Origin of the sequence: Salmonella sp. SSDFZ54 (assembly GCF_004010735.1) — a bacterium.
Taxonomy (GTDB): Bacteria; Pseudomonadota; Gammaproteobacteria; order Enterobacterales; family Enterobacteriaceae; genus Salmonella; species Salmonella enterica.
The window spans coordinates 4,746,082-4,758,604 of record NZ_CP034819.1; the positions used below are offsets into that span (position 1 = coordinate 4,746,082).

Annotated in this window: 13 protein-coding genes; 5 read left to right on the forward strand and 8 right to left on the reverse strand. The window is 49.2% G+C overall.

Annotated elements, in window-relative coordinates; translation table 11 throughout:
* Nucleotides 1-46 precede the first annotated feature (46 nt).
* Together mdoH and mdoG are read right to left on the reverse strand one after the other, a co-directional pair.
* Complete coding sequence (mdoH, locus tag EOS97_RS23730) at nt 47-2,590, reverse strand: glucans biosynthesis glucosyltransferase MdoH (RefSeq protein WP_001044609.1); 2,544 nt, start codon at nt 2,588-2,590, stop codon at nt 47-49.
* Nucleotides 2,583-4,118: a glucans biosynthesis protein MdoG gene (mdoG, locus tag EOS97_RS23735; protein WP_001562609.1), complete on the reverse strand. Its 1,536-nt coding sequence runs from the start codon at nt 4,116-4,118 to the stop codon at nt 2,583-2,585. The genes mdoH and mdoG overlap by 8 nt, the downstream gene beginning before the upstream one ends.
* Before the next feature lie 271 nt (nt 4,119-4,389).
* Between mdoG and mdoC the strand changes: the two genes are divergently transcribed.
* Entirely contained in the window at nt 4,390-5,544 is a 1,155-nt protein-coding gene (mdoC, locus tag EOS97_RS23745) for a glucans biosynthesis protein MdoC (protein WP_000100067.1), read from the forward strand.
* A gap of 16 nt (nt 5,545-5,560) precedes the next feature.
* Here the strand turns inward: mdoC and EOS97_RS23750 are convergent, their stop codons facing one another.
* From EOS97_RS23750 to csgB, 6 genes are all read right to left on the reverse strand, one after another.
* Entirely contained in the window at nt 5,561-7,048 is a 1,488-nt protein-coding gene (locus EOS97_RS23750) for a phospholipase D family protein (protein ID WP_000976323.1), read from the reverse strand.
* A complete protein-coding gene (gene ymdB / locus EOS97_RS23755; protein ID WP_000203941.1) occupies nt 6,984-7,523 on the reverse strand; it encodes an O-acetyl-ADP-ribose deacetylase in 540 nt (179 codons plus the stop codon). The genes EOS97_RS23750 and ymdB overlap by 65 nt, the downstream gene beginning before the upstream one ends.
* Before the next feature lie 87 nt (nt 7,524-7,610).
* On the reverse strand, nt 7,611-7,931 hold the full coding sequence (locus EOS97_RS23760) for a type 1 fimbrial protein (protein WP_000111254.1): 321 nt from the start codon (nt 7,929-7,931) through the stop codon (nt 7,611-7,613).
* 131 nt (nt 7,932-8,062) lie between these two features.
* Nucleotides 8,063-8,389 (reverse strand): curli assembly chaperone CsgC, encoded by a 327-nt coding sequence (csgC, locus tag EOS97_RS23765; RefSeq protein WP_000557256.1) that lies wholly within the window; start codon nt 8,387-8,389, stop codon nt 8,063-8,065.
* 61 nt (nt 8,390-8,450) lie between these two features.
* On the reverse strand, nt 8,451-8,906 hold the full coding sequence (csgA, locus tag EOS97_RS23770; RefSeq protein WP_000771416.1) for a curli major subunit CsgA: 456 nt from the start codon (nt 8,904-8,906) through the stop codon (nt 8,451-8,453).
* Nucleotides 8,907-8,947: 41 nt separating this feature from the next.
* On the reverse strand, nt 8,948-9,403 hold the full coding sequence (gene csgB, locus EOS97_RS23775; RefSeq protein ID WP_000791655.1) for a curli minor subunit CsgB: 456 nt from the start codon (nt 9,401-9,403) through the stop codon (nt 8,948-8,950).
* Nucleotides 9,404-10,157: 754 nt separating this feature from the next.
* Here csgB and csgD point away from each other — a divergent pair.
* The 4 genes from csgD to csgG are packed head-to-tail and all read left to right on the forward strand — an operon-like array spanning nt 10,158 to nt 12,511.
* The gene (gene csgD / locus EOS97_RS23780) at nt 10,158-10,808 is read left to right on the forward strand and encodes a biofilm master transcriptional regulator CsgD (protein ID WP_000481517.1); all 651 of its coding nucleotides are present in this window, start codon (nt 10,158-10,160) and stop codon (nt 10,806-10,808) included.
* A 4-nt stretch (nt 10,809-10,812) separates the two neighbouring features.
* Nucleotides 10,813-11,208, forward strand: coding sequence for a curli production assembly/transport protein CsgE (gene csgE, locus EOS97_RS23785; protein WP_000833305.1), 396 nt, complete (start codon nt 10,813-10,815; stop codon nt 11,206-11,208).
* Between the two features lie 26 nt (nt 11,209-11,234).
* Nucleotides 11,235-11,651 (forward strand): curli production assembly/transport protein CsgF, encoded by a 417-nt coding sequence (gene csgF, locus EOS97_RS23790; RefSeq protein ID WP_001264073.1) that lies wholly within the window; start codon nt 11,235-11,237, stop codon nt 11,649-11,651.
* 26 nt (nt 11,652-11,677) lie between these two features.
* A complete protein-coding gene (csgG, locus tag EOS97_RS23795) occupies nt 11,678-12,511 on the forward strand; it encodes a curli production assembly/transport protein CsgG (RefSeq protein WP_001137620.1) in 834 nt (277 codons plus the stop codon).
* Nucleotides 12,512-12,523 lie beyond the last annotated feature (12 nt).

Below are 12,523 nucleotides of genomic sequence, written 5' to 3' on the forward strand. Positions count from 1 at the left end.
CCGGCATCACGCCGGTATTTTTCACCTCACTCCAGACCTGAAGACCTTATCCCGCTGACGATGTTCGTCCCTGCAACGCCTGCGGATTCAGGACGAGAGACTGATAATGGTTTACCCAGGAAGAGTATCTCTCTGGCGCATTCCAGACCCGATAGTGTAAACGCGCCATCGTCACCGGATCGCTGAGCAAAACCAGGCGCCGATCGCGGTTCAGTTTCTCCGGCGTTTCGTTTAGCGCCTGCTCCACATGACGATCGCGGGCTATTTCCAGCACCTTACTGGCGCGGTGACGCGCGGTGGCCATCGCGGTCGCCAGCGCATTAAGCGACGGGTTAAATACCGCATGCATAAAGCCATCGTCCAGAATACGGCGGCGATTCATCTCCAGATATTTATCGGTATCGACCAACACCTGAGGCGGCGAATACTCTTCCGGGATCAGGAACAGCTTCCAGCGTTTAGTGCGTAATCCTACCGTTGAACGACTGGAGATCACCGAAACAAATGGCGACAGAATCAGCGAAAAGACAATCGGCGCCAGCCAGAACAGAAAGCGTAAATCCAGCCACGCCATACCCACCGCCCAGACCAGCCCCAGCAGCAGTTGAGAACCGTGACGCATAAAGGCTTCTCCCCACGGCGTAGAATCATCGTCGCGTTGCGGTGAGTTCCAGACCACTTCCCAGCCGAGGAACGCGCTGACCACAAACACGGTATGAAACAGCATACGCACCGGCGCCAGCAACACGGAGAACAGCACTTCCAGCAACAGCGACAGCGTAACGCGCCAGAAACCGCCATACTCTTTGGTGCCTTTACACCAGATCAGCATAATACTGAGCAGCTTCGGCAGGAACAGCAGCACCATCGTTGACGCAAACAGCGCGATTGCCAGTTCCGGACGCCACTGCGGCCAGACCGGAAAAAGCTGGCGCGGCTGAAGGAAATATTGCGGCTCTGTTAACGCATGAACGACCTGCAGCGCGGTAGAAAGCGCGAGGAACATAAACCATAACGGCGCGGACAGATATGACATTACCCCCGTCAGGAACACGGCGCGATGCACCGGGTGCATTCCTTTCACCAGGAACAGACGAAAGTTCATCAGGTTGCCGTGACACCAGCGGCGGTCGCGTTTAAGCTCATCCAGCAGGTTTGGCGGCAGCTCTTCATAGGAACCGGGGAGATCGTAGGCAATCCAGACGCCCCACCCTGCCCGACGCATTAGCGCCGCCTCCACAAAGTCGTGGGAAAGAATCGATCCGGCGAACGAACCTTCTCCCGGCAGCGGCGCCAGAGCGCAGTGCTCGATAAACGGCTTCACGCGGATAATGGCATTGTGCCCCCAGTAGTGCGACTCCCCCAACTGCCAGAAGTGCAGCCCGGCGGTAAACAGCGGTCCATAAACACGGGTCGCGAACTGTTGGCAGCGGGCATACAGAGTATCCATTCCCGACGCTTTCGGCGAAGACTGGATAATCCCGGCGTTTGGATTCGCTTCCATCAGACGCACCAGCCCGCTCAGACACTCGCCGCTCATCACTGAGTCCGCGTCCAGCACCACCATATAGCTGTACTGATTGCCCCAGCGGCGGCAAAAATCGTCAATATTGCCGCTTTTGCGTTTCATACGGCGGCGACGGCGACGGTAAAAAATTTGGCCTTCGCCCTGCACTTCCGCGATAAGCTCCATCCACGCCTTTTGCTCCGCCACGCAGATATCCGGGTTATAACTGTCGCTAAGGATATAGACGTCGAAATGCGCGGCGTTGCCTGTGGCTTTAACGGACTCCCAGGTCGCGCGCAGACCGGCGAAAACGCGGCTAACGTCTTCATTACAGATAGGCATGATCAGCGCCGTCCGGTGTTCCGGATTGAGGGGCTCATCGCCAACCGTAGACGCGGAGATGCTGTACTTATCGCGCCCGATAAGCAGTTGCAGGAAGCCCATCAGCGCCGTCCAGAATCCGGCTGACACCCAGCAGAACAGCACGGCAAACAGAATCAGGATACCGGTTTGCAGCATGTAGGGCAGGAGCTGCATAAAGGAGACCCAAATATCCTGCCCCACCATATCCATAGGATTGATGAGCGCCCATCCCTGATAAGGCAGAATGGTCTTCATATACCAGGTCGCGACGACGGTTTGCGCCAGAGTCAAAATTAACAAAATATAGCGGCGTATAGTGCCGACGGTACGCCATTTTTGCTCGCTCGCCTGCTCTTCTTTTGTCAGACGAGAAACATAGCGCGGCGTCACATCCCGCCCACGCAGACGATCCCAGAAACGGCCAACCGGGTTGGTTCGCCAGGGATCGGGAAACATCGAAGAGCGCGTCGCTTTTGGCATAGCCTGCAACTGATCGCGCCCTTCATCATCTTTAATTAACTGCCCCTTCGCCAATGAATCCGGCCAGGCGTGTTCAAGGCGGGCTTTTACGGAACCCTGCGGTGAATCGTCTTCTCGCGAGTAAGTCCGATGCTCGGCATCCAGCGCCTGATGCACGGCGCGGATGTCAGTTTTCGGCAATGCCGCTTTCTCACGTTCAGAAAGCAGCAGTGCGTCAATATACTCAGTTGTTTTATTCATTGGCAGGTAACTGGTAGCTCCAGGTTTCACTTAGCGTCTGATCGGCATTCACCAATGCGGCACGCATTTCCGTGGTTTTCTTCGCGTCTTTGACTTTCACGCGCAGCATTAAACGCCAGCCTTTAGTGACTGGGTTATAGCGTACATTACTGTCAACGATTTCACCGTTATCGCCAATGCTGGTTTGCGCAGCGACAGGCGTATCCGGCGGCAGTTTTTTCATGTCGGCGCCAACGAAATCCACCACAAAGGCAATAGTGCCGTCGGGCTGGCGAATCAGATTCGACTGTTTAACGTCGCCCGTTGAGCGGCGTGTTTGCAGCACCCAGGCATTATCCGGCGCATGAAGTTTATCTTCATCGCGGCTGAAGGTCAGAGTGTACTTGAAGTTCATCTCTTTACCCGGTTCCGGCAGTTGATCCGGAGTCCAGTAAGCGACGATGTTATCGTTGGTTTCATCATTGGTCGGAATTTCAACCAGTTCAACCTTACCTTTGCCCCAGTCGCCTTTCGGGGTAATCCAGGCGCTTGGACGCAGGTCGTAGCGATCGTCTAAATCTTCAAAGCGCGAGAACTCGCGGCCACGCTGCAACAAGCCGAATCCCTGAGGGTTTTCCATTGCATAGCTGCTCACAGCGAGGTGTTTTGGATTGTTCAGCGGACGCCAAATCCACTCGCCATTACCCGCATGAATGGATAAGCCGTTCGAGTCATGCAGTTCCGGACGATAGTTGGTCGTCGGCGACGGCTGGTTTGGCCCAAACAGGAACATACTGGTTAATGGCGCAACGCCCAGCTTGCCCACTTTATCGCGCAGATAGACTTTTGACTGCACGTCCACCACGGTATCGCGGCCAGGAATGATCACAAAACGGTAAGCGCCGGTCGCGCGCGGAGAATCCAGTAAGGCATAGACGGTCAAACGCTTATCGGTGGGTTTTGGACGCTCAATCCAGAACTCGCGAAAGCGGGGAAACTCTTCACCAGATGGTAAGGCGGTATCAATCGCCAGGCCGCGCGCAGATAAGCCATATACCTGGCCTGCACCGATAACGCGGAAATAGCTGGCGCCAAGCATACTGACGATTTCGTCGTTCTTATCTTTACTGTTGATGGGGTACAGGACTTTGAACCCGGCGAAGCCTAAATCTTTTACCGTGTCTTTATCGTGCTGAACATTGCCAAAATTGAAGTAATCCGGGCTGTATTTGATTCTTTTGACCGTCGTCGCCGTCACTTCGTTAATCTTGACCGGCGTATCGAAGTACATCCCCTGATGGTAAAATTCGAGCTTAAAAGGGGTCTTTAAGTTGTTCCAGTAGGCTTTATCGCTGTTAAACTGGATCTGCTGATAATCCGCATATTTCATGTCGCGGAAAACGGAGGGCAAGTTGCTTTTAGGCGCCTCATAGCCTTTCCCGGCTAAAGATTGAGCTTGTTTTGCCACGTCATCAATACTGAACGCCCAGCTCGATGATGCGTAGAGCGTTAACATAATAGCTGCGCCCAACCAACGCATTTTCATCATTTGTCGTTTATGTTTCATAATAAGTAAGCACTTCCCCCTTTGTGTGCTTATATCGATCCGATCCATTTTAATGGATAATCAGGCATTACGACAACTGAATCCAGGCTTTGTTCAGCGCGCTGGCTCATGGATTAAGCACCTCCCGCGCCTGTTTTCACTTTGCGTGCTTATCCTGGAGACAGGTTGTCGGAGTTGGTGTAGGGTTGCTACCGAATGTAACTATAATTCGCCTTATGGATAAGGTGAAAAATCTGAGAATACGTGACCTTATATGAGCTCTGTACCCGCGCCGCGCGAATATTTTCTTGACTCTATCCGCGCATGGCTGATGTTGTTAGGGATTCCCTTTCATATCTCGTTGATCTATTCCACTCACAGTTGGCATGTCAATAGCGCCACGCCATCGTGGTGGCTAACCCTGTTTAACGATTTTATCCACGCTTTTCGTATGCAGGTGTTTTTTGTTATTTCTGGTTATTTTTCGTACATGTTGTTTTTGCGTTATCCGTTAAAACGCTGGTGGAAAGTACGGGTAGAACGTGTGGGTATTCCCATGCTTACCGCAATCCCTTTGCTTACCTTGCCGCAATTTATCCTGTTGCAATATGTCAAAGAGAAAACAGAGAACTGGCCTACACTCTCTGCCTATGAAAAATATAATACGTTAGCGTGGGAACTCATTTCACATCTGTGGTTTTTACTGGTGCTGGTGATATTAACCACAGTCAGCATCGGGATTTTTACCTGGTTCCAAAAAAGGCAGGAAACAAGTAAGCCTCGTCCCGCCGCTATTTCACTGGCCAGGCTTTCGCTTATTTTTTTCCTGCTGGGGATGGCTTACGCCGCTATCAGGCGCATTATTTTCATCGTATATCCGGCAATCCTCAGTGACGGCATGTTCAATTTTATTGTGATGCAAACGCTATTTTATGTGCCATTTTTTATTCTCGGCGCGTTGGCCTTCATTCACCCCGATCTGAAAGCGCGCTTCACCACGCCCTCACGCGGATGCACTTTAGGCGCTGCCGTTGCTTTTATCGCGTATCTGCTGAATCAACGTTATGGGAGCGGCGACGCCTGGATGTACGAAACCGAATCCGTGATTACGATGGTAATGGGGCTGTGGATGGTGAACGTGGTATTCTCACTGGGGCATCGCTTGTTAAACTTCCAGTCCGCGCGTGTCACCTATTTCGTAAATGCTTCGCTGTTTATCTATCTGGTGCATCATCCCTTAACGCTTTTCTTTGGCGCGTATATTACGCCGCATATCTCCTCCAACCTGATCGGGTTCTTGTGCGGGCTGATATTTGTTATGGGTATTGCGTTAATTCTGTATGAAATTCATTTACGCATCCCGCTCCTGAAATTTCTCTTTTCAGGTAAACCGCCGGTAAAACAAGAAAGCCACGCCGCGATCGGGTAGTTTTCCGCGCGCGGGTTCACAGCAACCATTCCACAGGTAAAATTGCCGCCAACCGTACCAGAACTCGCTGCCAGAAACGCGTAGCGGGTTCTTTCTTTAACACCTTTTCCTCTTCTTGCTGACGATCGATCCAGTTAATTCGTCCCCAGCGATCCAGCCGCAGTTGCCAGGCCGCATCGCGTTGGCTCTGCGTAAAACGCTTATGAATAAGCGTCGCCAGCGTTTCACTTTCAATGACAAAGCCCATTTCGGTATTTAAAAGCGTTGAACGGGGATCAAAATTAAGCGACCCGATAAACACCTTACTACCATCAATACTGAACGTTTTAGCATGTAAGCTGGAACCTGAGTTCCCGGTGAGTCCGCGATCATGTACGGCGGTTTCATGTTCGCGGGTCGGTTTCAGTTCGTAGAGCTCCACGCCATAGCGCAGTAATTTCTTGCGCCAGCGCGCGTACCCTGCGTGAACGACCGCCACATCGTTGGCCGCCAGAGAGTTAGTTAAGATGGCGATCTTCACGCCTTTCCTGACCAGATTAAGCAACTGCGCCACGCCTGCGCGCGTAGGGACAAAGTAAGCGGAAATAATGTCGATACGCTCCGTCGGCGACCCCATCACGTCAAATAATCGCTGCGGAAGAAGCGAATGGCGCTGCGCCTTCCCCTCGCCTTTAGAAGGGTCATCGCTAAGCAAGCGTGTTTTTGCCCAAATCAGCGGCAACGTTCCGCGATCGAGATCCGCCATAAACTGGCTGGTTTCCAGCTTATGCAGATAACGGCGGGTGATCTCATCGTTATACCAGGATTCGGGAAGTTCGATACGCTGCGTCAGTTCCTGCTCAGAAAGGGATAATACTTGCTGCAATGTCGACACTGAACTACAGCGCCAGTAACGTTCAAAATCATTGGCGACATCATTGACCACCGGACCAATGGCCATCACGTCCAGATCGGAAAATAGCGGCTCCTCACCAGCGCCGAAATAGGCATCGCCGATGTTGCGCCCACCGACCAGCGTCACTACGCCGTCGGCAGTGTAACTTTTATTGTGCATCCGCCGATTCAGCCGCGCAAAATCCGTCAAATATCCCAGCGCGCGTAGCGTACGAAAAGAGAAAGGATTAAACAGACGAACTTCGATATTAGGATGGCTATCCAGCAAGCGCAACGTATCATCCAGACCAGGCGTATTGTTATCATCCAGCAGCAGACGAACATGAACGCCGCGCTTCGCCGCCGACAGCAGAACCGAAAAGAGCAGCCGCCCGGACATATCGTCTTCCCAAATATAATACTGCACATCCAGCGTCCGCGCCGCCATTTCGGTCAGGCGGTAGCGGGCGGCAAAAGCGTCCAGACTGTTATCCAGCGCGAGAATGCCGCACTCTCCGGGATGGCGCGCGCATAGCGGTTCAACGGCACGCTCCAGGCGTGTTTTATCAGGCAGGGTCGTCGCCTTGCTGAGTAAGTAATCTTGCGTAAAGCCGGGCAGTTTCTTCATCATAACAGACAAAGTATACCTGTTCAGGCAGAGCGTAACGGGTAATAAAATCTGAAACCGTCCTGACGGCGATCTCAGCGGCCTGGGCGCGTGGATAGCCATAAACGCCGGTACTGATTGCCGGAAAAGCGATGGAACGAAAGTGATTCGCCTCGGCAAGCAGCAAACAATTTCGGTATGCCTCTTCGAGTAGCTCAGCTTCCTGGTGTTCGCCGCCTCGCCAGACGGGCCCCACTGTGTGAATAACCGCCTTTGCCGAAAGCTTGCCAGCAGGCGTGATAACCGCATGTCCCGTCTGACATTCGCCCTGTTGCTGGCGGATGAGTTTACAGGCGTCCAGCAATGCCGGCCCCGCCGCGCGATGAATCGCGCCGTCTACGCCACCGCCGCCCATTAATGATGCGTTAGCGGCATTCACAATCGCATCGACGCTAAGTTGAGTGATATCACCCTGTATGACCTGAAGACGTGATGTCATAACCCCCCCCCTTTGTCTCACCTTATCTGCAAAGTGTACAGCAGGGCTTTCAACAGAGTCGCTCTTTTTATATCTATGACACCGCCGTTAACGGTACTCAATATTCATCACCGCCAGGCTTTTTTGCGCATCGAGATAATGCAGCCGTACCGTCGCAATGGACTGAATATCCTGCGGTAATCCAGATGCCTGCCGAAGGTCAATCCGGTGCATTTGCTTTTTACCTTCGCGTAGGCAGGTTAAATCAATATTTTCGGCGTGAGTAGAAATATCGCACAGTGGCTCAACAATCGCGCCGCGAAAATGGATAACGCCGCCCTGTACCGTTTGTTGCCCTACCGCAGAATGGATAAAAAAAGCGCAGATACACAGGCCTATGGCAGGGATATTTTTCTTGATTACGGACATGTTAACTCCTCAATGATTAGTCATCCTCGAGGGTTCGGCGTTACCTTTTAGCGACATGCCGAGACGATGAGACGCTTTTATCGCCTCTTTAATACCCAGGTCAGCCAATCCATTTCCGCCACCATCAAAAACTACTGTGCAGAAGGCGGCCATTGTTGTGATAAATGCAGTGATTGTCCGTCCGAAACAGTAACAATAATTTTAACCGAGTCCTCTGAAGATATATTTACACTAAGACGAGACAACTCAATCGGTTGATTAGCAGGTAAAGATAGCGTTTGTTTTTGCTGTGTATGGCTTTGTCCCCCGACGCCGTCGCGCACAGAGAGAATTTGCACCTGACAGACGCAGGGTTCGTTTAATGTGACCTGAGGGATCACCGTGTAAATATCGCCTTGCTGAGTCGTGGTAAACGTAATCTGATTTGAAAGTGCGGCAAGGAGCAATAAAGTATGCATAATTTCCTCCCGAAAAAAAACAGGGCTTATGCCCTGTTTTTTTATTAGCGCAGACGCTAAATTAATACTGGTTAGCCGTGGCGTTGTTGCCAAAACCAACCTGACGCACCATTACGCTGGAATCAGATGCGGTCTGATTAACCAGCGCAGCGTTATTACCGCCGTATTGACCGACAGTAATATCGGAGTTTTTAGCGTTCCACTGGTCGATGGTGGCATTGTTTCTGAAACCATTCTGAGTCAGTTCAATAGTACTGTTATCCGCACCCTGGCCTACATCGGCGCCGTTACCATAACCGCTCTGGGTAATGGTCGTTTCAGATTTACGGGCATCGCTTTGCAGAGCAAGCGCAGCGTTAGCGGAACCGTACTGATAAATGCTCAACGTGGAATCCGGGCCGGAACTATTGCCGCCGCCGTTATGATTACCGCCGCCGCCCCATTGTGGAACGACGCCAGCCAGAGCACTGCCAGAAACTACGATTGCTGCGAATGCTGCCACTTTTAAAAGTTTCATGGTAAAACCCCCATCGGATTGATTTAAAAGTCGTAACGGTATTAGCGTTGGGTGACGCGAATAGCCATATGCGACTGTTTCTGCACTACAACTGCTGTTTTCTGCGTACCGTACTGGGTAATATTGGCCTTATTTCCAGAACCTTTCTGGATAATAGCCGCACTATTACCGTAAGCGCTTTGCGATATACTGGCATCGTTGGCATTGCCCGTTTGCTCAATATACGCAAAGTTATAATTCCCTGCCTGGTCGACTTTCGCCCGATTATTTCCTCCTTCTTGTGAAATAACGGACAATAGTTTTGATCCTTCCTGGCGTACTCTGGCACTATTATCCGTGCCGACTTGACCAATAATGGCCGCCTGATTAAATGAAGACTTGCTTAATTCATTTACCGCAAAATTATACTCTGAACGAGCCAGATCATAATTTGTCGCGGTTGCAATCCCAGGCGCACCCAGTATTGTCAACATCATAAATAACAATTTGTTTTTCATGCTGTCACCCTGGACCTGGTCGTACATAGCGAAAATTATCTATTACCTTGTTAGCGACATGCGTTTTTTGTTAACGCGTCGTTACGATGAAGAGTATGTCCGTGGAAACATTTTTAATAACTCACCCACGCGTGGTATTTTGTTATTTAAGCTCATACCAAAGTGCTAATAAAACGATAGCCATGTGATTTTTTATAATTGATTTTTGGCCATAGAAGATAGTGTATCGCGAACCCAAAAAATGAAGTGTTGGTGTGTGTTATGCCGCCATGGGGATGTTCTTATGCTTCCTATGGGGGGCAATACGCACAAGACGTGACACACTTCGTTTTTTTTGTCTTTGTGCTGTCCAGGTTAATGCCACGTCTCAAATTTTAAGAAAAAATAAAATCAAAACATAACATATAATAATTAAAATGATTAAAAATCAATGAATTATTATAATTTGTATGATTTTTTAAATCTATGCAATAACAGCGAAATGTACAACTTTACTATCAAATCTAAACTTCAAAAAAACCCAAAAACAACATTTTAATATATATTTTTACATATTGTTACAAGTTTAACACTTGCTTTAAGATTTGTAATGGCTAGATTGAAAACAGTTAAAAGTATTTTCGTAAATATTTTTCTCTTTCTGGATAATGGGCTATTTCAACCCACAGCAGTGCAACATCTGTCAGTACTTCTGGTGCCTTTATTTTATGGGGGCAGCTGTCAGATGTGCGATTAAAAAAAGTGGAGTTTCATCATGTTTAATGAAGTCCATAGTAGTCATGGTCACACACTATTGTTGATCACAAAGCCATCTCTGCAAGCTACGGCATTATTGCAACATTTAAAGCAATCGCTGGCCATAACCGGAAAACTGCATAATATTCAACGCTCTCTGGAAGATATCTCAGCCGGTTGCATTGTTTTAATGGATATGATGGAAGCGGATAAGAAGCTTATCCACTATTGGCAGGATAATTTAAGCCGCAAAAACAATAATATAAAAACATTATTGTTAAATACCCCTGACGATTATCCCTACCGTGAAATTGAAAACTGGCCTCATATTAACGGCGTGTTTTACGCCACTGAAGACCAGGAACACGTGGTCAGCGGATTACAGGGTATTCTGCGGGGCGAATGCTATTTTTCACAAAAATTAGCCAGTTACCTGATTACACACTCAGGAAATTACCGCTACAACAGCACCGAGTCCGCATTACTCACTCATCGCGAAAAAGAGATCCTCAATAAGTTACGTATTGGTGCCTCTAATAATGAAATCGCCAGGTCGCTATTTATCAGCGAGAATACGGTTAAGACACATCTTTATAATCTTTTCAAAAAGATAGCTGTCAAAAATCGCACCCAGGCAGTTTCATGGGCAAACGATAATCTCAGGCGGTAAGGCCATGAAACGCTATCTGACCTGGATTGTAGCAGCAGAGTTACTGTTCGCTACCGGAAACCTGCATGCCAATGAAGTTGAAGTCGAGGTTCCCGGATTGTTAACCGACCATACCGTCTCTTCGATAGGACATGAATTCTATCGTGCATTCAGCGACAAATGGGAAAGCGACTACACCGGCAATCTGACCATTAATGAAAGACCCAGTGCGCGTTGGGGAAGCTGGATCACCATAACGGTAAATCAGGACGTTATTTTCCAGACTTTTTTATTTCCAATGAAAAGAGACTTCGAGAAAACCGTCGTCTTCGCATTAGCGCAAACAGAGGAAGCATTAAATCGCCGACAAATAGATCAAACGCTATTAAGTACGAGTGATTTAGCGCGTGATGAATTCTAAAACATGATTTTTATCCGGAGGCTGTCATGCGTGTTAAACATGCAGTAGTGCTGCTCATGCTTTTTTCGCCATTAACCTGGGCTGGAAATATGACGTTCCAGTTCCGTAATCCTAACTTTGGTGGAAACCCCAATAACGGTTCCTTTTTATTGAATAGCGCCCAGGCGCAAAATTCATATAAAGACCCCGCTTATGATAACGATTTTGGTATCGAAACCCCCTCAGCGTTGGATAACTTTACACAGGCTATTCAATCGCAAATTCTGGGCGGCTTGTTGACCAATATTAATACCGGGAAACCAGGACGTATGGTGACCAACGATTTTATTATCGATATCGCTAATCGCGACGGACAGCTCCAGCTCAACGTCACGGACAGAAAAACGGGAAGAACCTCGACCATCGAAGTGTCAGGTTTACAAACTCAGTCAACCGATTTTTAAGCTACAGTCACTAAAGGATATAAATCATGCCGCGCTTACTTATTTTGGTTGCCGTTTTATTGTTGAGCGGATGCTTAACTGCCCCGCCGAAACAAGCTGCGAAACCGACATTAATGCCCCGCGCACAAAGTTACAAAGATTTGACGCACTTACCTGCTCCCACCGGTAAGATCTTTGTTTCGGTATATAACATTCAGGATGAAACGGGCCAATTTAAACCTTACCCGGCAAGTAACTTTTCTACGGCTGTGCCGCAGAGCGCCACCGCTATGTTGGTCACTGCGCTGAAAGATTCGCGCTGGTTTATCCCGCTGGAACGACAAGGCTTACAGAATCTTTTGAATGAAAGGAAAATTATTCGCGCAGCCCAGGAAAACGGCACCGTGGCGATGAATAACCGTATCCCGCTTCAGTCGCTGACGGCGGCAAATATTATGGTGGAAGGTTCTATTATTGGTTATGAAAGTAATGTCAAATCCGGCGGGGTCGGCGCAAGATATTTCGGTATTGGCGCCGATACGCAGTATCAGCTGGATCAGATTGCTGTCAACCTGCGCGTGGTTAACGTCAGTACGGGCGAGATCCTTTCTTCGGTGAACACCAGTAAAACTATCCTTTCCTATGAAGTACAGGCAGGCGTGTTCCGTTTTATTGATTACCAGCGCTTACTGGAAGGCGAAATCGGCTATACCTCGAACGAACCGGTGATGCTGTGTCTGATGTCAGCCATTGAAACCGGCGTTATCTTCCTCATTAATGATGGTATCGATCGTGGACTGTGGGATTTGCAGAATAAAGCGGACAGGCAAAATGATATTCTGGTGAAATACCGTGAGCTGTCAGTACCGCCAGAATCCTGATGAATACGACAA